This window comes from Micromonospora cremea (genome assembly GCF_900143515.1).
Lineage (GTDB): Bacteria > Actinomycetota > Actinomycetes > Mycobacteriales > Micromonosporaceae > Micromonospora > Micromonospora cremea.
Genome location: NZ_FSQT01000002.1, coordinates 3986767 through 4009592 on the forward strand (window position 1 = coordinate 3986767; position 22826 = coordinate 4009592).

A 22826-nucleotide genomic window follows, 5' to 3' on the forward strand; every position below is an offset into this window, starting at 1 on the left:
CAGCGGCACCCGGAGCACGACGTCCGGCCCCACCCGCAAACGGCGTGGCCTACCCGGTCGCGGAGAGCAGCGCCTCGGCGAGGTCGGTGCGGGCGCTGAGCACCGTCCGGCCTCGCCGGTGGGTCGCCACCAGGCCGGCCGCGCGTAACGCGGTGAGATGTTGGGAGACGCCGCCGGGCGACATCCCACTACGCCGGGCCAGTTCGGTGGTGCTCACCGGCCCGGTCAGCTCGGTGAGCAGCCGGGCACGCCCGTGACCGAGTACGGCGGCCAGCGCGTCCGGGACGCCGCTCGGGCGCTCCCAGAGCGTGCCGAGCCCGCGGGCGGGATAGGCGAGCTGCGGCGCGTCCCCGGCGGACACGCTCGCCACCGACGGCCAGACGAAGACCGACGGCACCAGCACCAGGCCCGGGCCGTCCGCGACGTCCGGGGCGAGGCAGTGCCGCTGCGCGACGAGCAGGGTGTCGTCCTCCCATCGGACCTGCCGGTGCAGGTCGTTGAGGAGCACCGCCGCGCCGTCCTCGGCGAGCAGGCGGGCGCGGGCGGTGATGTCGGCGTCGAGCAGCAGCCGTAGACGCGGCCAGTGCGGGGCCAGGGCGATCCGCCAGTACGCCTCGATCTCCTCGGTCAGCCGGCGCAGCCCGGCCGGCGGGTCGGCGTACAGGGCGGCGAGCGCCGGCGTGCGGTCGCCCGGGTACAGGTCCAGGTGCGCGCGGACGGTGTCGGCCGGGGTGTCGCGCAGGGCGGCCAGTTCGGCGGCCAGGTCCGGGATGAGGCCGGCGGGCGGCGGGGTGACGAAGTCGGCCATGTAGCCGGGCCGCGCCGGCACCAACTGCCAGAGGAGTCCGCCGTCCGGGTCGACCAACCCGGCCTCGACCAGCGGCGGGCGGACCCGGCGTACCCAGGGCAGGTGGACGGCGTGGTCCCCGGGGTCGCGCAGCACCCGGACGCTCGCGACGACCTCCCACAGGCAGGAGACGGCGAACCGGATGCGGGCGACCGCACCCGCCGACAGGCTGATGGCGACCACGGCACCCCCGGTGGATTCAGCTGGGACTGAAACATTACCGCCGGGGTGGGGGCCGGCCGAGACTTGCCGGGTGAGCGAACACCACACCCGAGCTGAACTGTTCCGATCCCTGCACACACCCGGGTCGCCGCTGGTCCTGGTCAACGCCTGGGACGCCGCGAGCGCCCGCATCGTGGCGGCCGCCGGCGCCCGCGCGGTGGCCACCACCAGTGCCGGCGTCGCCTGGAGCCTGGGGGCATCCGACGGCGACGTCCTCGGCCGCGACGCGGCCGTCGACCTGGTCCGCCGGGTCACCGCCTTGGTGTCACTGCCGGTCACCGCGGACATCGAGTCCGGGTACGGGGCGACGCCGGCGGAGGTAGGCGTGACCACCCGCGCCGTGCTCGATGCGGGTGCCGTCGGCGTGAACGTCGAGGACGCCCGGCGTGCGGCCGGCCCGCCGTTGCGCGACGTGCCCGACCAGTGCGCCCGGATCGGCGCGGTGCGGGGCGTGGCCGACGCGGCGGGGCTGCCGCTCTACGTCAACGCCCGGATCGACACGTTCCTCAGCGGCGCTGGGGACGTCGAAGAGACCGTGGCCCGGGCCACCGCCTATCTCGCCGCCGGCGCGGACGGCATCTTCGTGCCCGGGGTGGTGGACCCGGTGACCATCCGCGCGCTGGTGCAGGCGGTGCCGGCGCCGCTGAACGTGCTCGCCGGCCCGGGTGCGCCGGCGGTGGGGGAGCTGGCCCGGCTGGGGGTGGCCCGGGTGAGCCTCGGCTCGTCGGTCGCGGAGGCCGCGTACGCGGTCGCCCGCCGGGCGGCGGACGAGGCTCTCGGCGCGGGCACGTACGGCGCGCTGGCGGACGCGCTCGACTACGGAACGCTCAACGCGCTGATGCGGTGACCGGCGAGGCCGCGCGGCGCTGGGAGGCCGGCGCGCCTCCTGCGGCGGGGCGGCGACGGGCCGGCCACCTCGCTCGAGGAGGCCGGCCCATGGTCGCCTGATCCGGCGACTACGAACAGTGGTCGTGTCACAGCGGCGGGGCGATGTCCCGCCGCTCTTCGACCCGGCGGTACTCGACCGGCTGCTCGCTGGTGGTGACCACCTCGCCGCGACGACGACCCCAGATCAGCGTGGTCATGATCAGGCCGAGCACACCGGCCGCCATCAGGATCCAGCCGACCACGTCGAGGTTGATGCCGCCGACGCTCGCGTCCAGCGCGAAGGTGAGGATCGCGCCGAGCGCGATCAGGAAGATGCTGGTGCCGATACCCACGACAGCCTCCTTAAGGGGATGTGGTGCGCTGTCGAGCCCTTCAGTACCCCGGCGCCGACCAGCGCAACCACCGCCGCCCAGGGTGGCGCTTCGGGCGATCTTGCGGTCAGGTAGAGTTCACCTGTCGCCGGCGCACACCGGGGACGTGCGGACGTAGCGCAGCTGGTAGCGCATCACCTTGCCAAGGTGAGGGTCGCGGGTTCGAATCCCGTCGTCCGCTCGCGATCCGCCCCTCGGGGCCCGGCTGCCGGTTCGGGCAGCCACCACGGGCGATTGGCGCAGTGGGAGCGCGCTTCCTTGACACGGAAGAGGTCACTGGTTCAAACCCAGTATCGCCCACCAACGAAAACGGCTCGTTACCGGAATCCCGGTGACGAGCCGTTCCGCACTTGGGCCACGTGGGCTCGCTGCCGTGGATCCACCCCGACGGACCCTGGCCGCGCTACCGGGGCGTCAACACACAGAACTCGTTGCCATCGGGGTCGGCCAGCACCACCCAGCTGACGTCGCCCTGGCCGATGTCGACGCGGGTAGCCCCGAGGGTCAGCAGACGCTCGACCTCGGCCTGCTGATCACCGTGGACAGGCGGGGCGAGGTCGAAGTGCAGTCGCTGCTTGCCCGTCCTCGGCATCAGCGGCGGACCACCCCACGTGATCTTCGGACCGCCGAGTGGTGAGCGGATCGCGGTCTCCTGATCCTGATCCCAGACCAGCGGCCACCCCAGCGCCTCGCTCCAGAAGTACCCGACGTCCGGCGAACCGTCACAGGCCAGCGCTCCGATGAACCCGCAGTCGGCCAGGAAGTTGTTGCCCGGCTCGATGACGCAGAACTCGTTGCCCTCGGGGTCGGCGAGCACCACATGATCCTCGTCCGGGCGCTGGCCGACGTCGATGTGCCGTGCGCCGAGCCCCAGCGCCCTGGCCACCGTCCGCTGCTGGTCCTGCGGGGACGTGCTCGTCAGGTCGAAGTGCGACCGGTTCTGGCCGACCTTCCGCTCCCGGGTCGGAAGGAAGCGGATCCGGAACCCGGCGTCATCACCGGGCAGGAGCGCGACACCGTCCTGCGGATCATCGACGATGTCCCGACCGAGGACCCCGGACCAGAACCGTGCGAGACCCAGAGGTTGGCTCGCGTCGAAGCTGATCGCGAACAGTTGGCAGGTCATCCCTTGCTCATCTCCGATCCGCTGACGACAGGCCTTGCCAGCCCGTGGAACGGGAGCCTAAGGGTGAGCCGACGTCACCCGCACCCAGGTTTGGACAGCACGCACCTTGACCGGGCGCCGTCGGAGCGCGGTTCTGCTGTGGGGAGATCCGCTACCGGTGAACACGGGCGCCGCCCGCCGCCACGACCCGGCAGGGTGGACCGCATGAGACTGCTGGTGCTGGGCGGGACGGGGTTCGTGGGCGGGGCGACGGTCGCCGAGGCGGTACGCAGGGGCTGGTCGGTGACGGTGTTCAACCGGGGCATGCACGGGTCGACGCCGCCGGGCGTACACCGGTTGCGGGGTGACCGCACCGCGCCGGACGGCCTGGCGGCGCTGGCGGGCGGCGAGTGGGACCTGGTGGTCGACACCTGGGACAGCGCCCCGCGGGCGGTGCGGGACGCGGCCCGCGCGTTGGTCGCCACGGTCCCGCACTACGCCTACATCTCCAGCGGATCGGTCTACGCCCCGCCGGTGCCGGCGCACGTCGGCGAGGAGGCGCCCACTGTGGAGGCGAGCGCCGACGCCGTGGACGGGGACTACGCGGAGTGCAAGGCGGGCGGAGAGTTGGCCGCGATCGAGGTCTACGGCGAGCGGGCGCTGCTGGTGCGCGCCGGGTTGATCCTCGGGCCGGGTGAGGACGTCGGCCGGCTGCCCTGGTGGCTGCAGCGGGTGGCCCGGGGCGGTGACGTGCTCGCGCCCGGCCCGGTGGATCTGCCCGTGCAGTACGTCGACGTGCGCGACCTGGTCGGGTGGACGCTGGACCGCGCCGCCGAGGGGGTCGGCGGCGCGTTCAACGTGATCAGCCGCCCGGGGCACACCACCATGGGTGAGCTGCTGGACTCGGTCGTCTCGGTGACCGGCTCCGGCGCCACGCTGCGCTGGACCGATCCGGCGCCGATCCTGGCCGCCGGCGTCGTCCCCTGGAACGACCTGCCGATCTGGATTCCGCCCCGTCACGAGTTCCGGTGGTTGCAGGAGCGCGGCGTGGAGAAGGCGTACGCGGCGGGGCTGACATGCCGCCCGGTGACGGAGACCGTCGCGGACACCTGGCGCTGGCTGCGGGCGGTGGGATCGGTGCCGCCCCGCGCCGGCAAGCCGCGCCGGTTCACGGGGCTGGACCCGGCGCGGGAGGCGGCGCTGCTCACCGCGTGAACGGGCTCGTCGATCGGCGCGGTGGTGCCAGCTCAGGCCGGCACCACCGGCAGGTCCAGCACCTCGTCGACGGCGCGGCGCGGAGTTGGCCGGCCCGGCTGGCCGTACCCGATCCGCAGCACCATCTGCGGCGTGCCGAACCGGCCCAGCGACAGCCGCAGCTGCTCGCGCGCGGTGGGTACCTCGATCGGTTGGGAGAGCATCGACACGCTGAGCCCGGCGTCGGTGGCGGTGAGCAGCACCCGTTGCAGGGCCTGCCCGGCGACGACCTGGTCCACGGCGGTGTTGCCCACCGAGCCGAGCACCCCGACCAGCGGCTCCGGCTCGAAGTCGCGCCCCGGGGCCCGTTCGCGCCCGCCGAAGCCGCGCGCCGGCAGCACGTCCTGCGGCTCGCTCAGCGGGCCGCCGGCCGAGGCGGGCACGCCGTCCGGCGCGGGCTCCTGGCGCAGCCACCGCTCGCGTTCCGACCGGTAGGCGGGGTCGCGCTCCAGCACCCGGTGCGCGCCACGGGCGATCTCGCCGAACGCGGCGACCGCGCTCACCCCGATCAACAGCTCCAGCCAGCACTGCTCGGCGCGGGCCGCCTCGCCGAGCCGCCACCGTGCGTCGGCCGGCACCGGGTTCGGCCAGAACGGCATCCGGTTGCTGAACCGGCGGGGGATAGCGGCGTGCAGGCTCTGTTCGCCGGGCGTGGGCCGGCGCGGGACGTCCGGGACCAGGCGGGCCAGCAGGTCCGGCTCGGCCGGGTCGGGGCGGAGCCGCACCCGGGCCGGGATGCCGGCCACGGCCAGCGCGATCCGCAGGTTGAACAGCGCCGCGCCGCAGGCGATGCGGACACCCCACCCGCTCGGGTCGGTCGCCGGCAGTCGCCGGGCCGGGTCGGCCAGCACCTCGATCCCGCCGCCGCGCAGCCGCAACCGCCATGGCTGGGTGTTGTGCAGGGAGGGTGCCCGAACCGCGTCCACGGCGGCGGTCCGCAGGTGGGCCGATGTGTAGCCGATGTCCATGGCCGTGCTCCTCTCCCGGTGGGCGGCCGGTGATGCCCGACGTCCGAGTTACCCCTACGGTCCGTCCGTCGGGTGGGTGCCGGGCAGGGCCGGACGTCCCGACCCGTCGGGCCCGACCGCCCCCGGGTGGCGGGCCGACCACCGGACCTCGGACCGCCCTGGTCGGGACCTTCGGCCCGTGCGCAGGACGCCGGGCCCGGGTAGAAACGAGGAATGATCCGGGTGTTCCTCCTCGACGACCATGAGGTCGTCCGCCGTGGCCTGGCCGACCTGTTGCAGAGCAGCGGCGACATCGAGGTGGTCGGCGAGTCCGGCTCGGCGCTGGAGGCGGCCCGCCGCATTCCGGCGTTACGGCCCGACGTGGCGATCCTCGACGCGCGGCTGCCCGACGGCAACGGCATCGACGTGTGCCGGGACGTACGCGCCGTCGACTCGTCCATCAAGGGCCTGATCCTCACCTCGTACGAGGACGACGAGGCGCTGTTCGCGGCGATCATGGCCGGTGCCTCCGGGTACGTGCTCAAGCAGATCCGTGGCACCGACCTGGTCGACGCGGTGCGCCGGGTGGCCGCCGGGCAGTCGCTGCTCGATCCGGCGATCACCGCCCGGGTGCTGGAGCGCATCCGCAACGGCGTCGAGCAGCCGCGCGAGCTGAAGTCGCTCACCGAGCAGGAGCGGCGGATCCTGGAGTACGTGGCGGAGGGGCTGACCAACCGGGAGATCGCCGGAAAGATGTTCCTGGCCGAGAAGACGGTGAAGAACTACGTCTCCAGTGTGCTGGCCAAGCTCGGCCTGGAGCGCCGCACCCAGGCGGCCGTCCTGGCCACCCGCCTGCTCGGCAAGACCCCCTGAGCCGGTCCGCCCCGGTCAGTCGCGCAGCGGCACGGACCAGCTCACCTCGGTGCCGTGCGGCTCGACCGGGCGGATCGTGAAGGTGCCGCCGTGACGTTCGGCGCGCTCGCGCAGGTTGACCAGGCCACCCCGGGCGGCGGCCGGGTCGCAGCCCACCCCGTCGTCGGTGACCGTGACGGTGACGTGGCCGGCGTCGACGCGTACGGCAACGGTGACCTGGGTGGCCTGCGCGTGGCGGACCGCGTTGGACAGCCCCTCGCGTAGCACGGCGGTGAGGTCGGGGCGGACCGCGTCCGGGACGGCGCTGTCCACCGGCCCGGTCAGCTCCAGGCGGGGTTTGTGGCCCAACGACTCGGCGGCCACCTCGATCGCCTCGCGGATCTCGGTACGCAGAGCCGCGGTCATCGGCGTACGCAGCTCGAAGATGGTCCGGCGGATGTCCCGGATGGTCGCGTCCAGATCGTCGACGGCGGCGTTGATCCGCTTGGCCACCTCCGGGCGGGTCATCATCGGCGCGGCGCTCTGTAGTTGCAGGCCGGTGGCGAAGAGCCGCTGGATCACCACGTCGTGCAGGTCGCGGGCGATCCGCTCGCGGTCCTCCAGGACCACCAGCAGCTCCCGCTCCTCCTGGCCGCGGGCCCGTTCCATGGCCAACGCGGCCTGCCCGGCGAAGCTGCCCAGCAGAGCCACGTCGTCATCGCTGGCGCCGCCACCACGTTCCGGCACGTGTGCCACCACCAGCACGCCGTGCAGGGTCTCCGCGGTGGCCAGCGGTGAGATCACCGCCGGCCCGGTGTGCAGCAGCGCCGGCCACGGGGCCGCGTGCGCGAGGTTGTCCACCTGGTCGTGCCGGCCCTCGGCGATCGCCGCTCCGAAGCTTGTGTCGGCGGCCGGTAGGACCGTGCCGACCAGCGCGCGGGCCTGCTCGTCGGCGCCGTCGACCACCTCGACGGTGAACTGCTCGGTGTCGGTGTCGTAGAGCAGCACCAGCGCCAGTTCGGCTTCGGCGACCTCCCGGGCGCGGCGGGCGACCAGCGCCAACGCGTCGGTGCGGCGGACCTCGCCGAGCAGCACCGTGGTGATCTCGGCGGTCGCGGCCAGCCAGCGTTCCCGCCGGTGCGCCAGGGCGTACAGGCGGGCGTTCTCGATGGCCACGCCGGCCGCGGCGGCGAGCGCGACCACGATCTCCTCGTCGTCCTCGGTGAACTGCGCACCGCCCTGCTTCTCAGCGAGGTAGAGGTTGCCGAACACCTGCTCCCGGATGCGCACCGGCACGCCCAGGAAGCTGTGCATGGGCGGGTGGTTGGCCGGGAAGCCGTAGGAGCGGGGGTGCTGGGTGATGTCCGGCATCCGCAGCGGCCGGGGGTCGTCGATGAGCAGGCCGAGCACGCCCCGCCCGTGCGGCAGGTCGCCGATCTGCGCGTGCTGCTCGGGAGTGATGCCGTGCACGATGAAGTCGTACAGCAGCCGGTCCGGGCCGACCACGCCCAGCGCCCCGTACCGGGCGCCGACCAGCTCGCAGGCGGCCTGCACGATGCGTTGCAGGGTGGTGCGCAGATCCAGGTTGGTGCCGATGCCGACGACCGCGTCGAGCAGGGCGCGCAGCCGCTCCCGGCTGGCGACCACCTCGCCGACCCGGTCCAGCATCTCCTGGAGCAGCTCGTCGAGGTGGACCCGGGACAGCGGGCTCAGCCCGAGCGACGGGGCCGCCTGGGGTTCCTTGCGGGGCTGCGGGGTGCTGGTCACCGCGCGATGGTATCGCCGGTGACCGTGGTGCCCAGACCCGTCAGCCCCCGCGGACCGCGGAGGTGTCGACCACCTGCTCGGTGGTCAGCCGCGGGGTGGGCGGCGGGCCCGCGTGTGCCGGGTCCGCGATCCCCAACCGCAGCACGAGGTACGGGAAGCCGAGGCCGGCGAGCAGCTGACGCAGGGTCTGCCGGGTGCCCGGCACCTCCACCACCGCGCTGAGCGGCACCACCGACACGCCGAGCCGCGTGGCGGTCAGCCAGCCGGCGGAGAGCGCCTCGCCGGCGCGCAGCCAGCTGTCCGGTTCGTCCTCGTCGCCGTGCAGCAGCGCGTACACCGCCGCGTGGTCGTGGCCGCCGCCGACCGGCAGGCTGCCGGGGCGGCCGAAGTCGCGGGCCGGCACGGTGGTCTGCGGTCGCTGCTCGGGCAGCACCTCCGGCGGCAGCCCGGTGCCGGTGCCGGCTCGGCTGGTCCAGTACGCCAGCTCGGCGCGCAGCGCCGGATCCTCGGCCTCGACCGTGTCGGCGTGCGCGGCCGTGGCGGCCAGCTCCAGCACCTGGTCGCGGTCGAGGATCTGCAGCCGGCCGCCCTCAGCGGTGACCGCTCGGGTGATCTCCCCGATCGCGGCGGTGGGCACCGGTTCGTCGCTGACGGGCCGTCGGACGGTGTGCCGGATCTGCATGCACTGCACCATCCGCATGGCGTCCGGGTCGGCCTCCGCCCGGTCCAGGGTGGTCAGCCGGGCCAGCAGCTCGGTGTCGCGCGGATCGGGCAGCCGCTCCACCACCGCGCGCCATCCCTCGGCGGCCAGCGCCAGCCGGGCGTGGTGCAGCGCCGCGCCGCAGCTGACGGCGAGCAGCCGGCCCTCCGGGTCGGTGGCCGCGAGCTGGCGGTCGCGGACCATGCGCAGCTCCAACGCGTCGGGCAGCACGTGCCAGCGCCACGGCTGGGTGTTGTGCACCGAGGGGGCGTGGCCGGCGGTTGCGGCGGCCTCCGCCAGCGCGGTGGTCAGCTGGGCTTCCTGACTCATCGTCACGACCTCTCCGTCTCTGCCCGTCCGTGCCGCGGGGCGGCGGCGCTCGGGGTGGCTCACCGCTCCATCCTGCGGCATCCGACGGCGGTGCGCAGGGGCCGTAGGTCCCGGGCAGGTCGGGTCGTTGGCCCCCGAGGTCAGCGTTCCCGGACGACCGCGACCGGGCAGTGGGAGTGCTGGATCAGCTGCTGGCTGACCGAGCCCAGCAGCATGCCGGCAAGCCCGCCCCGGCCCCGGCTCCCGACCACCACGAGCCGCGCGTCGCGGCTCGCCTCGATCAGCATGGCCGCCGGGCTGCCCGGGACCAGGTCGACGGTCACGGCCAGTTCGGGGTACGTCCGCCGCCACGGCTCCAGCGTCTCCTCCACCGCCGCACGCTCCTCCGGGACTCCGGCCGCCGCGCCCGGGCCGGGCGTCCAGGCCCGCAGGACGCGCAGGGGCACCTGCCGCCGGGCCGCCCGTTCGGCGGCGAAGCCGAGCGCCACCAGCGACGGCTCGGAGCCGTCCACGCCGACCGCCACCGGTCCGCCCGACGCGTCGGCCGGTGCGCCGGCAGCCCCGTCCCGGACCACCACGACCGGGCAGTGCCCGTGCGCGGCGACCGCCACCGCCGTCGATCCGGCGAGCAGCCCACCGAACCCGCCGTGGCCGCGGCTGCCGAGCACCAGCAGGCCGGCCTCGGCCGAGCGTTCCTGCAACACCAGGGCGGGCGGGCCGTCGTACACCTCGCCGGTGACGGCGAGCCCGGGATGCGCGGCGGCGGCCTGCGCCGCCGCCTCCCGGACCAGTTCCTGCACCTGCCGCCGGGCGGTGTCGTCCGGCCAGACGCCGGGTGCCACGCCCGGGCCGACCCAGCCGGCCACGGTCAGCCATTCGAAGACGTACGCCAGCCGCACCGGCTGGCCGCTCTGCTCGGCCTCGTCCAGCGCCCAGTCCAGGGCCACCGAGGCGTCGGTCGAGCCGTCGTAGCCGACCAGGATCTCCGCGTCACGCACGTCGCCCTCCTCAGCGGTTGGTCGGGTCGGTTTCGCGGACCCAGCGCCACTCGGCGACCTGCGGGTCGTCCTGGCCGTACCGGCGGGTGTAGTCGCGGGCCGACTGCCGGGCGTCGACCATCTGTTGGCGCAGGTGCGCGGCGCGGGCGGCCAGCCCGGGCACGCGGTCGATGACGTCGATGACCAGGTGGAAGCGGTCCAGGTCGTTGAGCATCACCATGTCGAACGGGGTGGTGGTGGTGCCCTCCTCCTTGTAGCCGCGCACGTGCAGGTTCTCGTGGTTCGTACGGCGGTAGGTGAGCCGGTGGATCAGCCACGGATAGCCGTGGTACGCGAAGATGATCTGGCGGTCCTCGGTGAAGATGGTGTCGAACTCTCTGTCGGTCAGGCCGTGCGGGTGCTCGGTGTCCGGCTGGAGCCGCATCAGGTCCACCACGTTGACGAGTCGCACCTTCAGCTCCGGGAGATGCTGGCGCAGCAGCTCAGCGGCGGCCAGCGTCTCCAGGGTGGGCACGTCTCCGCAGCAGGCGAGCACCACGTCCGGCTCGGTGCCGCCGTCGTTGCTGGCCCACTCCCAGATGCCCAGGCCACGCCGGGTGTGCTGGATCGCCTCGGTCATCGTCAGCCAGTTCGGTGCCGGCTGCTTGCCGGCCACCACCACGTTGATGTAGTGCCGGCTGCGCAGGCAGTGGTCCATCGTGGCGAGCAGGGTGTTGGCGTCCGGCGGCAGGTAGATTCGGACCACCTCGGCCTTCTTGTTGACCACGTGGTCGATGAAGCCCGGGTCCTGGTGGGAGAAGCCGTTGTGGTCCTGCCGCCAGACGTGGCTGGAGAGCAGATAGTTCAGCGAGGCGAGCGGCTGCCGCCAGGGGATGGCCCGGGTCACCTTCAACCACTTGGCGTGCTGGTTGAGCATCGAGTCGACGATGTGGATGAATGCCTCGTAGCTGGTGAACAAGCCGTGCCGGCCGGTCAGCAGGTAGCCCTCCAGCCAGCCCTGGCACAGGTGCTCGGAGAGCACCTCCATCACCCGGCCGTCGGGGGAGAGGTGCTCATCGCCCGGCACCGTGGCCGCCACCCAGGCCCGGTCGGTCACCTCGAAGGCGGCGTCCAGCCGGTTGGAGGCGACCTCGTCCGGGCCGAACAGCCGGAACGTCTGCGGGTTGGCGGCGATGACGTCCCGGATCCACGGGCCGAGCGCCCCGGTCGCGCCGGCCATCGGCTCGCCCGGGTGCGGGACCTCCACGCCGTACTCGCGGAAGTCGGGCAGGGCCAGGTCGCGAAGCACCACGCCGCCGTTGGTGACCGGGTTGGCGCTCATCCGCCGGTCGCCGCGCGGCGGCAGTGTCCGCAGCTCGTCCACCGGCGCGCCGGTCGCGTCGAACAGCTCCTCCGGCCGGTAGCTGCGCAGCCAGTGCTCCAGCTCGGCCAGGTGCGCCGGGTTGTCGCGTACCTGTGACAGCGGCACCTGGTGGGCGCGATAGGTGCCCTCCACCTGCTTGCCGTCGACGTCGCGGGGGCCGGTCCAGCCCTTCGGCGTCTGCAGGATGATCATCGGCCAGCGGGGACGCTCGACGACGCCGCCGGAGCGGGCCCTCCGCTGGATCGCGGCGAGCTCGTCCAGTGCCCGGTCCAGCGTCGCGGCGAGGGTGCGGTGCACCTGGGCCGGGTCGTCACCGGCCACCACGTACGGCTGGTAGCCGGAGCCGCGCAGGAGGCCGAGCAGGTCCGCCTCGGGGATCCGGGCGAGCACGGTCGGACTGGCGATCTTGTAGCCGTTGAGGTGCAGGATGGGCAGCACCGCGCCGTCGCGGGCCGGGTTGAGGAAGACGTTGGAGAGCCAGCTGCCGGCCAGCGGCCCGGTCTCGGCCTCGCCGTCGCCGATCACGCAGGCCACCACCAGGTCCGGGTGGTCGAAGGCGGCGCCGTAGGCGTGGCTCAGCGCGTACCCCAGCTCGCCGCCCTCGTGGATCGAACCCGGCACCTCCGCCGCCACATGGCTGGGGATGCCGCCGGGGAAGGAGAACTGGCGGAACAGTCGGGCCATCCCTGCCTCGTCGCGCGACACGTCGTGGTAGCGCTCCGACCAGGTGCCCTCCAGCCAGGTGTTGGCCACGATGGCCGGCCCGCCGTGCCCGGGGCCCGTGACGAACATGGCGTTCAGGTCGCGTGCCACGATCACCCGGTTGAGGTGGGCGTAGATCAGGTTGAGCCCGGGGCTGGTGCCCCAGTGGCCGAGCAGCCGCGGCTTGATGTCGTCGGGGGTCAGTGGCTCCCGCAGCAGCGGGTTGTCGAGCAGGTAGATCTGCCCGACGGTGAGGTAGTTCGCGGCGCGCCAGTAGGCGTGCAGGCGGCGCAGCTCGTCGTCGGTGATCGACCGGTTCGGATCGAGTGCGGTGTCCATGATGCTGTGCCTCTCGCGGATCGGGGAGTGGGGCATCCGACGTCCAGCCTCGCCGTCGCCTGCGCCCCGAGGTCAGGGCCGTTGGTCCCGGTTCGGGTGGGCGTCGGGCCCGGTGAGCGGGGCCTCGGCCAGCCCTCGGACGACGATCACGGGGGCCGGGGAGTGGTAGAGCATGGACTGGGCGACCGCCCCCAGCATCGCGCGGCCCGGTTCGTCGCCCCGGGCGGCGACCAGCGCGACTTGCGCCGAGCGGGACACGTCCACCAGCACCTGGCCGGGATCGCCACGGATGACGCGGCACTCGGTCTCCACGTCCGTCCGACGGGTGGAGAACCGGGTCACGACCTCGGTGAGTTGGTCGGTGACCATGTCGGTGTCCTCGTCGGGCTCCACCACCCGCAGCGCCAGCAGCCGGGTGCAGCGCCGGGCCGCGCACTCGAAGGCCCACTCCAGAGCGAGGGTCGAGCTGGGCGATCCGTCCACCCCGACCAGCACCGGGCCCGGCGGCGGCTGCTCCTGGCGGACCACCAGCAGCGGGCAGCCGGCCCGCGCGGCCAGCTGCACGGCGGACGTGTCGGACGGGATGCACTTGCCGCTGCCGGCCATCCCGCTGTCGCCGACCGCGAGCAGGAAGGCCGCTTCCGATCGACGGATCAGGATGGGCAACATGCCGCCCTCGACGATCTCCCCGCGGACGGTCAGCCCCGGCTCGATCCCGTGGGCCAGTTGCGCGCCCCGCGTGATCAGATCCTCGGCGTGGTCCCGGGGTGCGGCGACGGTGTCCGCGGAGAAGGCCGCGTGCCAGTCGAAGGTGTGCAGCAGGTGCAGTGGCCGGCCGTGCGCGGAGGCCTCCTGCGCGGCCTGGGTGACGACCGGGAGGTCGTGGTCCGAGCCGAGGCCAACCAGCACCGCTGCATCGGCGGATGTAGCCATCCGACATCACCTCCCGGGCGTCGCGCCCGGCACGACCACGCTGTCCCTGACCGAGGGTAGTCGGGTGGTAACGATGGCGGGCCGGATCGGGCAGCGCCGCCGGACGTGATGGCGGCGGCTCGTCAACGATGGTTGACACGAGCGGCACTGTCAACGTATGTTGACGGCATGAGTCAGGCGACGGAACTCGCGGCGGCAGCCGGCAGCACCGACCCCCGGGTCGGGCTACGCGCCGTCCGCGCGCTGCGCCGGCTGCTCGAGCGGCTCGAGGTGGTCCAGGTGGACAACGCCCGTCGACAGGGCTGGTCCTGGCAGGAGATCGCCGACGCGCTCGAAGTCAGCCGGCAGGCGGTCCACAAGAAGCACGCCGGGCGGCCGGCGGTCAATCAATCCTGGGAGGCGTGATGTTCGAACGGTTCACCGACCGGGCGCGCACGGTCGTGCGGCGGGCGCTGGAGGAGGCGCGGGCCGAGGGCCAGCGCCCGGTCGGCACCGAGCACCTGCTGCTCGCCCTGACGGCCGACGAGGCGGGTCTGGCCAGCCGGGTGCTGGCCGACGCCGGCGTACGCGCCGACGACCTGCGTGAGCGAATCCGCCGGCACACCGCCAGCGGTGGCGCCGGCCTCGGTGACGCCGACGCGGCGGCACTGCGGGAAATCGGCATCGACCTGGCCGCGATCGTGGCCCGCATCGAGGAGTCCTTCGGCCCGGACGCCCTGCGCGAGGCCGTGCCGGAACCGCGCCGCCGCTGGGGCCGACGGCGGTTCCTGGGCGGGCCCTTCTCACCCCGCTCGAAGAAGGCGCTCGAGTTGTCGCTACGGGAGGCGGTGCGCCTGCGCCACCACCACATCGGCACCGAACACATCCTGCTCGGGGTGCTCCGCGAGGGGCAGGGGCTGGGCGCCCTGGTGCTCACAGAGGCCGGGGCCGACCTCGACGACCTGCGCCGACGGGTGGAGAGCGCGCTGCGGACGGCGGCCTGACGACGCGTTGACAGGTGCGCCGCGGTGAATCGGTGACGGTCGGCTTGAAACCTGTCTGTGGCACTTCCGACGCCGGCCGCTCGCGGGCTCGCTGAAGCCCCCCGGGTGCTGCACACTGGCCCCGTGGATGCTGGACAGGACAGGCGACCCTCGGGCGGCGACGGTGGGCTGCGCTCCGCCGTCGTGGTCAACCCGGTGAAGGTCGCCGATCTCGACGACCTGCGCCGCACCGTGAACGACGCCCTGGCCGCCGCCGGCTGGCCCGAGCCCCAGTGGTTCGAAACCACCGTCGACGACCCGGGCCGCGGCCAGACCGAGCAGGCCGTCAAGGCCGGCGTCGATCTGGTCTTCGCCTGCGGCGGCGACGGCACGGTGATGTCCTGCGTCAGCGGCCTGGTCGGCACCGACGTGGCGTTGGCCGTGCTGCCCCAGGGCACCGGCAACCTGCTCGCCGCCAACCTGGGTCTCTCCACCGACATGGCCGCCGGGCTCCAGGTCGCCATCGAACGCGGCCGGCGGCTCCTCGACGTTGGCGCCGTCGAGGACCGGTACTTCACGGTGATGGCCGGAATGGGCTTCGACGCCCAGATGCTCGCCGCCACCTCCGAGACCACCAAGGCCCGCATCGGCTGGCCGGCGTACGTGATGGGCGCCGCCCGGCACCTGCGGGACCGGCCGATGCGGGTGCAGATCCGCATCGACGACCGGCCACCGGTGCGCCGCCGGGCCCGCTCGGTGCTGATCGCCAACGTCGGCCGGCTCCAGGGCGGCGTACGGCTGCTCACCGAGGCCGAGCCGGACGACGGCTGGCTCGACATCGCGGTGCTCACCCCGCGCAACCTGCGGCACTGGCTCGCGCTCGGCTGGGCGGTGATCCGCCGCAACGGCCGGGTGCCGCAGATGGAGGTGTTCCGCGCCCGGCGCGTGGTGGTCACCAGCAACCGGGCCCAGCCCCGGGAGCTGGACGGCGACCTCATCTCGCCGGGCCGGCAGCTGCGGGCGGTGGTGCGTCCGCAGGCGCTCTGGCTCTGCGTGCCACAGCCCGAGGAAGCCCCCGACCTGGCCGTGGACGCGCAGAAGGCCGGAGAGCGGGGCGAGCAGCTGATCGAGGAAGCGCGCCGTGAGTAGCACCCGGATCGTGCCGGAGACCCGGCTGATGGCCGACGAGGAGCTCTCCGCCGACGACGCCTGGCGCACTCTGCGTCGCCAGGGCGGCTGGCACCTGCTGCGGGACGCCTTCATCCGGTTCCGCTACGGCGACGGGTTCAGCCACTCGCGGGCCTTCGCGCTGCAACTCTGCCTGGCGGTGGTGCCGTTCCTGATCGCCCTCACCGGCCTGATCAGCGAGCTGGGCGTCGAGGAGGGCGGCCGGGTGGTCGCCGACACCGTGCTGGCGCTGACCCCCGGCCAGAGCGAGCAGGTGGTGGCCGAGCTGCTCGGCGAGGGTGAACGCGTCGAGGACGCCGGCGAGTTGGCGCTCACCCTCGGTCTGCTCACCGGGCTGGTCGCGCTGACCACCACCATGGCCCAGATCGAACGGGGTGCCAACCGGATCTACGGCGTGGAGCGGGACCGCCCGGCGCTGTGGAAGTACCTCCGCGCCGCCGTGCTGGCCGTCACCGCCGGCCTGCCCGCGCTCGCCGGCTTCCTGATCCTTGTGGGCGGCGGCGCGATGGGCGACTCGGTGCGGGAGCACTACGAGTGGGGTGAGATCGCCGACGGCATCTGGACCGTGGTCCGCTTCCCGCTGAGCCTCGCGCTGACCGTGCTCGCCGTGGCGGTGCTGTTCCGGCGCGCGCCGCGCCGCCGGCAACCCGGCCTGTCCTGGCTGTTCTTCGGCGCCGGCATCGCCACCGCGCTGTGGTGGCTCGCCAGCCTGCTGCTCGCCGCGTACGTGCGGTTCAGCGACGGCTTCGGGCAGACCTACGGCGCGCTGACCGGGATGATGGCGCTGCTGCTCTGGGCCAACCTCACCGGCATGGCGCTCTTCGGCGGGCTGGCCTTCGCCGCCCAGCTGGAGGCGCTGCGCATCGGTGTGCAGGAGCCGGCCCAACCGGACCTGTGGGAGCCCGAGGCCGACCGAGCCGAGCTGTTCGACACCGGGGACATGACCGCCCTGTAAACCGCCCCCCGCGCGGCCCTCGCGTGTACGCACGGCGCCGATCGGGTAAAGCGCCTCGCCAGTGGACAAGGGAGGTGCGGGGTGACCGCGGTCAAAGAGGTGGCGCGGCGTCCGATCGGGCATTTCGCCGAGCGGAGCATCGCCGGTCTGGTGGCCGTCACCGGCGCCGGGGTGGCCTTCGGGCTGCTGTTGTTGCTCGTCCGGGTGCGGTGGAGCCCGTTGCAGGACGCCGACCACGCGGTCGCCGAGTGGTTCAACGGTCTCGTCGCCCCGCACCACGCGCTGGTCACCGTGCTCCAGGCGGTGACCGACCTGGGCGGCCGGCCGATCCTCATCTGGCTGGTCACCATCGCCGTGGTCGGGTTGCTGATCCGGCGGCAGCCACGGCTGGCCGTCTATCTGATCATCACCGGGGTCGGTGGCCTGATCCTCGACCCGTCCCTGAAGTCGCTGGTCGGTCGGCTCCGCCCGGTGGTGGACGTGCCGATCGCCAGCGCGCCGGGCAACAGCTTCCCGAGCGGGCACGCGCTCGGCTCGTTCGTCGCGTACGGGGCGCTGCTGCTGGTGTTCCTGCCGGCGATGGCCCCACGCTGGCGTAAGCCGGCGATCGCCGGTGTGGCCGTGCTGGTGGCGCTGGTCGGGCTGACCCGGATCGCGCTGGGCGTGCACTTCATCTCCGACGTGCTGGCCGGCTGGCTGCTCGGCGCCGCCTGGCTGGGCGTCACCGCGTACGCGTTCCGGCTGTGGCGGCGCGAGCGGGGCCGGCCGGTGCCCACGCTGACCGAGGGCCTGGAGCCGGAGGCCGGGCACGACATCGCCCCCGCCCCCGCGGAGGAGCACGTGCTGGCCCACCCCCGCTCGGCGGTGGCCGAGCTGCTGGTCGGATGGGTGCTGGTCTTCGGGGCGCTGTACGGCTTCGGCATGTACGTCAGCTACCACGCCAAAGGCACCTTCTTCGACACCCTCGACACCGAGGTGCCGCGCTGGTTCGCCGACCGGCACAACGAGGTGCTGACCGAGGTGAGCTGGTGGTGGAGCAAGTTCGGGGACACGCACGCGATCCTGCTGATCTCGCTGGTGTTCTGTCCGCTGGTGCTGGCGGTGTGGCGGCGGTGGCGGCCGGTGCTCTTCGTGGCGCTGGCGATGGTCGGCGAGCTGACCCTCTTCCTCGCCTCCGCCCGGGCGGTCGACCGGCCACGCCCGGCGGTGGAGAACCTGGACGGCCAGATGCCAACCTCCTCCTTCCCGTCCGGGCACATCGCGGCGACCATCTGCGTCTGGCTGGCCATCGCCGTCATCGTGCTGCCGCGCACCGACCGCTGGTGGCGCTGGGTCTTCGTGGCGCTGGCAGTGATCATGCCGATCGGGGTGGCCACCTCCCGGATGTACCGGGGGATGCACCACCCGACCGACTTCATGGGCGCGATCCTGCTCTCCGCGCTCTGGATCGGGCTGCTCTACCTGGTCATTCGGCCGAACGCCGACGTGCGGGAAGGGAACCGGCCGAGCATCGAGTCGGAGGACGTGGGCACCCTCGACGACGAACTGGCCCGGGCCGGCCGGGCCGACTGAGCGCCGCCGTGCTGCGAGTGATGACCTGGAACATCCGTACCGGCGGCCGGGACCGGGGCGGTCCCGACCGGCTGGATCCGGTGGTCCGGGTCGTCACCGCGCAGGCGCCGGACGTGCTGGCCCTGCAGGAGCTGCGCGGCTTCGACCGCGACGGACTCATGGCCGAGGTCGCGGGTCGGGTGGGGATGACACCGCACCTGGCCCGGTCCTGCTTCGGGCAGCCGGTGGCGGTGCTGGTCCGGGCGCCGCTGCGGGTCGTCTCCGCGGGGGCGCTGCGCCGGCCGTTCCACCACGGCGCCGCCCGCGTCGTGGTGGCGACCTCGGCCGGCCCGCTGACCGTGCTCGGCACCCACCTTCATCCGTACTCCGGGGGACGGCGTCGGATGGAGGTCGACTGGCTGGTGGCCGCGGTGCGACGCGCGCGGGGACCGCTGACGCTGGTCACCGGTGACCTGAACTCGCTCGACCCGACCGTCGACCACACCGCGCGCCTGGCCGGGATGCCCGCCCTCTACCGGCGGCGCCACCTGCGGCGCGCCGGCGGCGGCGTGGACACCCGCGCCGTCGGCCGGCTGCTGGCCGCCGGTCTGGTCGACCTCTGGCTCTCGTGCGCCGCCGGAGCCTTGGAGGCGGACGGCCTCACCGTGCCCACCCGGTTCGGCGGGGCGGAGTTCGCCGGGATGCGGCTGGACTACCTGTTCGGCTCTACCGCGCTGGCCGAGCGGACCCGGTCCGTCCGGGTAATCCGCGACGGGGACGCCGAGACCGCCTCCGACCACTACCCCGTCGTCGCCGAACTGGACCTCGACCCGGCCTGAGCCGGGCCCGTGCGTCCCGGCCCGCGACGCACGGCTACGGGCGGGGTCAGAGGACCAGGTTGAGCAGGACGGTCAGCACGACCGAGGCCACGATCGAGAAGAGGATCATCAGGAGACAGCCGAGGCCGCCGCCGAGCGGGCGGATCTCCGTGTTGCCGAAGCGCATGGGGTTCACCTGTCCGTGAGTGCGAGAGCGGGGGCAGGAGCGAGGAGGTGGCGGATGGCGTCGGCGACCGCCGTCGGGGCGGTGGTGGCCACGTTGTGGGCGGCGCCGGGTACGGCCACCGGGCGGGCGTCGGGAACCAGCCGGGCCACCTCGTCCCGCCAGGCTGCCGGCGCCACCGGGTCCCGTCCGCCGGTGACCACGAGGGTCGGCGCGGCGACCCGGACCAGGTCGGCCTCGACGGCGTCGCGGACCGAGTGCGACAGGGTCGCGACCACCCGCCAGGGCCGGGCGTCCCAGACGTCACGGGCCAGGATCGGCGCTTGCAACGGCGCTTCGCGCAGGGTGTCCACCAGCCACCGGACGACCTGACCCCGCCGGGACCGGGCGGCCGGGTCGCTGGTCGGCCCGGCCAGCACCACCGCGCGGACCAGGTCCGCGTGTGCCGCGGCGAGCGCGGCGACGACCTCGGCGCCGAACGAGTGCCCGAGCAGACAGACCGGCGGCAGCCGGTGCGCGGCCAGCCAGGCGGCCAGATGGTCGGCATGCCTGCGCACGCCGTACGCGCAGCGGGGGCGCTCGGTCAGCCCGAAGCCGGGCAGGTCCGGCACGTACACCGGGTGGGTGGCGGCGAGCGCGACGGCCAGCGGGGTGAGGTAGCGGTGCGAGACCGCCAGGCCGTGCACCAGCACGACCGGCGGCGCCCCGGTCCCGGGGTCCGTGCTGCGCCGGGTGTGTGTCCGCAGCCCGCCGATGAGCCGCCACTCGCTGGTCAGGCCGGCGGCCGGCCGGGGCGCGGCCAGCGCCAGCCGCAGTTCGGCAAGGCTGAACCGCCCGGCGGGGGTGATCCTCACAGCGCCCGCAGTCGGGGGAGCAACTCCTCCTGCGCCCAGTCCAGGAACATCGGCTGGGTCTCGCCGCCGACCTGGACGATCGCCACGTGGGTGAAGCCGGCCTCGACGAACTTCCGGAACGCCTCGACGTGCGCGTCCACGTCCGGGCCGCAGGGGATGCCCTCGGCGACGTCCTCCTCGCGAACGAACTGGGTGGCGGAGGCGAAGGAGTCCGGGCCGGGCAGCTCCGCGTTGACCTTCCAGCCCAGCCCGAACCAGCGGAACTGGTCGTGCACGATCTTGCGGCACTCCGCCTCGTCGGGGCCGTAGCAGATGGGCACCTGCCCGTAGCGGGGCTGGCCCGCGCCGCCGGCGTCGTCGTACATCTCGATGATGTGAGAATCGGGTTCGGTGGCGATGATGCCGTTGCCGTACTCGGCGGCCAGGGTGGCGGACTGTCGGCCGGAGGCGGCGATGGCCATCGGGACCGGCTGCTCCGGGCGGTCCCACACGTAGGCGTCGGGCACGTCGAAGTGGTTGCCGGAGAAGGTCAGCGACTCGCCGTTGAGCAGCGGCCGGATGATCTGCAGGGCCTCCTCGAACATCTCGTGCCGCTGCTGCACGTGCGGCCAGCCGCCGACCACGTGCTCGTTGAGGTTCTCCCCGGCGCCGAGGCCGAGAGTGAACCGGCCGTCCGAGAGCGCTCCGATCGTGCTGGCCTTCTGCGCGACCACGGCCGGGTGGTAGCGGCGGATCGGGCAGGTCACGAAGGACATCAGCTCCGCCCGGGAGGTGGCGTGGGCGACCGCGCCGAGCACCGACCAGGCGTACGGGGAGTGGCCCTGGGCATCCAGCCAGGGGTAGTAGTGATCGGAGATCACCAGCTGGTCGAAGCCCGCCGCCTCGGCCCGTACCGCGTGGTCGACCAGTTGCTTCGGACCGGCCTGCTCGCACATCAGGGTGTAGCCGACGCTGACCATTCTGGTTTCTCCTTTCCGCCGACGGATCGTCCCGGGATACCCAGGTCGGCAGCGGTCAACCCTGCCGTCCGGTTCGGACTGACGGCGCTTGACGGATGACGATGACCTGCCTACCGTCGCTCTTAACCGGTTAAGAGTCCCGGTGTGGCGCACATCCGGTGGTGGGGATGACCGCCCCGTGACGGCCCGCGTTCGCGTGGGCCGTCACGGCTGTCCGCCGACTGCGGGCCGACCACTGAACCGGTTGCGCCGACCGATCCATCGCCCTACGCTGATGCGTGCGCCGCCGGGATCCGGGCGGCGGCTGTCGGGCTGCAGCCGCCTTCCCCTGTCACGTCCCACCCCTGTCGGGCACCGGGGGTCCTCCCTGAGGAAGGCCATGAAGACTCGACTCTCCGCCGCCGGCGCGGCCCTGCTCGCGCTGCTCGTCGCCGTGCTGGCGTTCGGCCAGCCGGCGCACGCCGCGGCCGGTTTCAGCGTCGCGAGCGGCAAGCTGTACGACGCCAACGGCATTCATCATGCGCGGGGTCAACCACGCGCACACCTGGTACCCGCAGCAGACCAGCTCGTTCGCCGACGTGAAGGCGCTCGGCGCGAACACCGTCCGGGTGGTGCTCTCCAGCGGCGACCGGTGGACCCGCAACACCAACGCCGACGTCACCAACGTCATCTCGCTGTGCAGGGCCAACCGGCTGATCTGCGTGCTGGAGGTGCATGACACCACCGGTTACGGCGAGCAGAGCGGCGCGATCACCCTCGCCCGGGCCGTCGACTACTGGCTCAGTCTCGCCGACGTCCTCGCCGGCCAGGAGAAGTACGTCATCGTCAACATCGGCAACGAGCCGTACGGCAACCAGAACTACGCCTCCTGGGCCACCGACAACGCCAACGCGATCACCCGGCTACGCGCTGGCGGGCTGACCCACACGATCATGCTGGACGCGCCGAACTGGGGGCAGGACTGGTCGTTCACCATGCGCGACAACGCCGCCTCGGTCTTCGCCGCCGACCCGGCGCGCAACACCGTCTTCTCCATCCACATGTACGGGGTCTTCGACACCGCCGCGGAGATCACCGACTACCTGGGCCGCTTCCGGGCGGCCGGCCTGCCCATCGTCGTCGGCGAGTTCGGCTTCAACCACTCCGACGGCGACCCGGACGAGGACACCATCCTCGCCTACAGCCAGGCCAACGGGATCGGCTGGCTGGGCTGGTCGTGGAGTGGCAACGGCGGTGGCGTGGAGTATCTCGACATGGCCACCGCCTTCAACCCGGCCAGCCTGACCAGTTGGGGCCAGCGGATCTTCAACGGCGCCAACGGCATCCCGCGGACCGCCCGTGAGGCCAGCGTCTTCGGCGGCACGCCACCGCCCACCACGCCACCGCCGACGACGCCACCGCCCACCACGCCACCGCCGGCCGGTGGGTGCTCGGCGACGTACACGGTCACCAACCAATGGCAGGGCGGCTTCCAGGGTGAGGTGCGGGTGACCGCCGGCGCGACCGCGATCACCGGCTGGAGCGCCCGGTGGACCTTCGCCAACGGCCAGAGCGTCAGCCAGTCCTGGAACACGGCGCTGACCAGCAGCGGAGCCGTGGTGACCGCGCGCAACGTGGACTACAACGGCCGGCTGGCCGCCGGTGTCAGCACCAGTTTCGGCTTCATCGCCAGTTGGACCGGCAGCAACGCCAGGCCGGAGGTGAGCTGCGCCGCGAGCTGAACGACGCACAGGTGGC

Annotated in this window: 19 protein-coding genes, 2 tRNA genes and 3 pseudogenes; 13 read left to right on the top strand and 11 right to left on the bottom strand. The window is 73.4% G+C overall.

Translation table 11 applies throughout. The annotated features are described in order from the left end of the window. Positions 1-49 precede the first annotated feature (49 nt). Complete coding sequence (locus BUS84_RS32155; protein WP_074318152.1) at positions 50-1030, bottom strand: ArsR/SmtB family transcription factor; 981 nt, start codon at positions 1028-1030, stop codon at positions 50-52. Positions 1031-1100: 70 nt separating this feature from the next. Here BUS84_RS32155 and BUS84_RS32160 point away from each other — a divergent pair, with 70 nt between their 5' ends. After that, positions 1101-1916 carry an isocitrate lyase/PEP mutase family protein gene (locus BUS84_RS32160; RefSeq protein ID WP_074318153.1) on the top strand — a complete coding sequence of 272 codons (816 nt, stop codon included), beginning with the start codon at positions 1101-1103 and terminating at the stop codon, positions 1914-1916. Positions 1917-2043: 127 nt separating this feature from the next. Here BUS84_RS32160 and BUS84_RS32165 read toward each other — a convergent pair whose 3' ends face one another. Beyond that, positions 2044-2289, bottom strand: coding sequence for a DUF6458 family protein (locus tag BUS84_RS32165; protein WP_074318154.1), 246 nt, complete (start codon positions 2287-2289; stop codon positions 2044-2046). Positions 2290-2436: 147 nt separating this feature from the next. Between BUS84_RS32165 and BUS84_RS32170 the strand changes: the two genes are divergently transcribed. Both BUS84_RS32170 and BUS84_RS32175 read left to right on the top strand, forming a co-directional pair. Next, positions 2437-2509, top strand: a tRNA-Gly gene (locus BUS84_RS32170). A 47-nt stretch (positions 2510-2556) separates the two neighbouring features. Beyond that, positions 2557-2631 (top strand) — tRNA-Val (locus BUS84_RS32175). Positions 2632-2731: 100 nt separating this feature from the next. On the opposite strand, the gene BUS84_RS32180 is transcribed toward BUS84_RS32175, so the two are convergent. Beyond that, positions 2732-3454, bottom strand: a complete 723-nt coding sequence (locus BUS84_RS32180; protein WP_074318155.1) for a VOC family protein — start codon at positions 3452-3454, stop codon at positions 2732-2734. A gap of 204 nt (positions 3455-3658) precedes the next feature. Between BUS84_RS32180 and BUS84_RS32185 the strand changes: the two genes are divergently transcribed. Continuing rightward, positions 3659-4648, top strand: coding sequence for an NAD-dependent epimerase/dehydratase family protein (locus tag BUS84_RS32185; protein WP_074318156.1), 990 nt, complete (start codon positions 3659-3661; stop codon positions 4646-4648). A 32-nt stretch (positions 4649-4680) separates the two neighbouring features. Here BUS84_RS32185 and BUS84_RS32190 read toward each other — a convergent pair whose 3' ends face one another. Further along, the gene (locus BUS84_RS32190; protein WP_074318157.1) at positions 4681-5655 is read right to left on the bottom strand and encodes an Acg family FMN-binding oxidoreductase; all 975 of its coding nucleotides are present in this window, start codon (positions 5653-5655) and stop codon (positions 4681-4683) included. Positions 5656-5868: 213 nt separating this feature from the next. Here BUS84_RS32190 and BUS84_RS32195 point away from each other — a divergent pair, with 213 nt between their 5' ends. Further along, positions 5869-6507, top strand: a complete 639-nt coding sequence (locus BUS84_RS32195; RefSeq protein ID WP_074318158.1) for a response regulator — start codon at positions 5869-5871, stop codon at positions 6505-6507. 15 nt (positions 6508-6522) lie between these two features. On the opposite strand, the gene BUS84_RS32200 is transcribed toward BUS84_RS32195, so the two are convergent. The 5 genes from BUS84_RS32200 to BUS84_RS32220 all read right to left on the bottom strand — a co-directional run bounded on the left by BUS84_RS32200 (position 6523) and on the right by BUS84_RS32220 (position 13618). Continuing rightward, a complete protein-coding gene (locus BUS84_RS32200; RefSeq protein ID WP_143728675.1) occupies positions 6523-8199 on the bottom strand; it encodes a sensor histidine kinase in 1677 nt (558 codons plus the stop codon). Between the two features lie 94 nt (positions 8200-8293). Continuing rightward, positions 8294-9283 carry an Acg family FMN-binding oxidoreductase gene (locus BUS84_RS32205; RefSeq protein ID WP_074318160.1) on the bottom strand — a complete coding sequence of 330 codons (990 nt, stop codon included), beginning with the start codon at positions 9281-9283 and terminating at the stop codon, positions 8294-8296. A 140-nt stretch (positions 9284-9423) separates the two neighbouring features. Further along, a complete protein-coding gene (locus BUS84_RS32210; protein WP_074318161.1) occupies positions 9424-10281 on the bottom strand; it encodes a universal stress protein in 858 nt (285 codons plus the stop codon). A 10-nt stretch (positions 10282-10291) separates the two neighbouring features. Next, positions 10292-12685 (bottom strand): phosphoketolase family protein, encoded by a 2394-nt coding sequence (locus tag BUS84_RS32215; RefSeq protein WP_074318162.1) that lies wholly within the window; start codon positions 12683-12685, stop codon positions 10292-10294. Between the two features lie 72 nt (positions 12686-12757). Next, the gene (locus BUS84_RS32220) at positions 12758-13618 is read right to left on the bottom strand and encodes a universal stress protein (RefSeq protein ID WP_074318163.1); all 861 of its coding nucleotides are present in this window, start codon (positions 13616-13618) and stop codon (positions 12758-12760) included. A 168-nt stretch (positions 13619-13786) separates the two neighbouring features. Between BUS84_RS32220 and BUS84_RS32225 the strand changes: the two genes are divergently transcribed. From BUS84_RS32225 to BUS84_RS32250, 7 genes and pseudogenes are all read left to right on the top strand, one after another. Further along, a complete protein-coding gene (locus BUS84_RS32225) occupies positions 13787-14023 on the top strand; it encodes an HTH domain-containing protein (protein ID WP_074318164.1) in 237 nt (78 codons plus the stop codon). Beyond that, positions 14023-14217, top strand: a pseudogene (locus tag BUS84_RS41440) (Clp protease N-terminal domain-containing protein); the annotation flags it as partial. The gene BUS84_RS32225 and the pseudogene BUS84_RS41440, both read left to right, overlap by 1 nt. A 177-nt stretch (positions 14218-14394) precedes the next feature. Next, a pseudogene (locus tag BUS84_RS41445) lies at positions 14395-14601 on the top strand (Clp protease N-terminal domain-containing protein); the annotation flags it as partial. Positions 14602-14724: 123 nt separating this feature from the next. Next, a complete protein-coding gene (locus BUS84_RS32235; RefSeq protein ID WP_074319267.1) occupies positions 14725-15729 on the top strand; it encodes a diacylglycerol/lipid kinase family protein in 1005 nt (334 codons plus the stop codon). Continuing rightward, on the top strand, positions 15722-16723 hold the full coding sequence (locus BUS84_RS32240; RefSeq protein ID WP_074318166.1) for a YihY/virulence factor BrkB family protein: 1002 nt from the start codon (positions 15722-15724) through the stop codon (positions 16721-16723). The genes BUS84_RS32235 and BUS84_RS32240 overlap by 8 nt, the downstream gene beginning before the upstream one ends. Positions 16724-16804: 81 nt before the next feature. After that, positions 16805-18295 carry a phosphatase PAP2 family protein gene (locus BUS84_RS32245; RefSeq protein ID WP_074318167.1) on the top strand — a complete coding sequence of 497 codons (1491 nt, stop codon included), beginning with the start codon at positions 16805-16807 and terminating at the stop codon, positions 18293-18295. An 8-nt stretch (positions 18296-18303) separates the two neighbouring features. After that, complete coding sequence (locus tag BUS84_RS32250) at positions 18304-19113, top strand: endonuclease/exonuclease/phosphatase family protein (RefSeq protein ID WP_074318168.1); 810 nt, start codon at positions 18304-18306, stop codon at positions 19111-19113. Positions 19114-19284: 171 nt separating this feature from the next. Here the strand turns inward: BUS84_RS32250 and BUS84_RS32255 are convergent, their stop codons facing one another. Together BUS84_RS32255 and BUS84_RS32260 are read right to left on the bottom strand one after the other, a co-directional pair. Then, positions 19285-20130, bottom strand: a complete 846-nt coding sequence (locus BUS84_RS32255; protein ID WP_074318169.1) for an alpha/beta fold hydrolase — start codon at positions 20128-20130, stop codon at positions 19285-19287. After that, positions 20127-21089 (bottom strand): TIGR03557 family F420-dependent LLM class oxidoreductase, encoded by a 963-nt coding sequence (locus BUS84_RS32260; RefSeq protein WP_074318170.1) that lies wholly within the window; start codon positions 21087-21089, stop codon positions 20127-20129. Before BUS84_RS32260 ends, BUS84_RS32255 begins: the two co-directional genes overlap by 4 nt. A 379-nt stretch (positions 21090-21468) precedes the next feature. Here BUS84_RS32260 and BUS84_RS32265 point away from each other — a divergent pair. Next, a pseudogene (locus BUS84_RS32265) lies at positions 21469-22810 on the top strand (cellulase family glycosylhydrolase). Positions 22811-22826 lie beyond the last annotated feature (16 nt).

What these genes read in the sequence shown, in the direction of transcription:
- BUS84_RS32180 (WP_074318155.1), bottom strand. Translation starts at nt 3,454, where the DNA reads ATGACCTGCCAACTGTTCGCGATCAGCTTCGACGCGAGCCAACCTCTG.
- BUS84_RS32185 (WP_074318156.1), top strand. Translation starts at nt 3,659, where the DNA reads ATGAGACTGCTGGTGCTGGGCGGGACGGGGTTCGTGGGCGGGGCGACG.
- BUS84_RS32190 (WP_074318157.1), bottom strand. Translation starts at nt 5,655, where the DNA reads ATGGACATCGGCTACACATCGGCCCACCTGCGGACCGCCGCCGTGGAC.
- BUS84_RS32195 (WP_074318158.1), top strand. Translation starts at nt 5,869, where the DNA reads ATGATCCGGGTGTTCCTCCTCGACGACCATGAGGTCGTCCGCCGTGGC.
- BUS84_RS32205 (WP_074318160.1), bottom strand. Translation starts at nt 9,283, where the DNA reads ATGAGTCAGGAAGCCCAGCTGACCACCGCGCTGGCGGAGGCCGCCGCA.
- BUS84_RS32215 (WP_074318162.1), bottom strand. Translation starts at nt 12,685, where the DNA reads ATGGACACCGCACTCGATCCGAACCGGTCGATCACCGACGACGAGCTG.
- BUS84_RS32220 (WP_074318163.1), bottom strand. Translation starts at nt 13,618, where the DNA reads ATGGCTACATCCGCCGATGCAGCGGTGCTGGTTGGCCTCGGCTCGGAC.
- BUS84_RS32225 (WP_074318164.1), top strand. Translation starts at nt 13,787, where the DNA reads ATGAGTCAGGCGACGGAACTCGCGGCGGCAGCCGGCAGCACCGACCCC.
- BUS84_RS32260 (WP_074318170.1), bottom strand. Translation starts at nt 21,089, where the DNA reads ATGGTCAGCGTCGGCTACACCCTGATGTGCGAGCAGGCCGGTCCGAAG.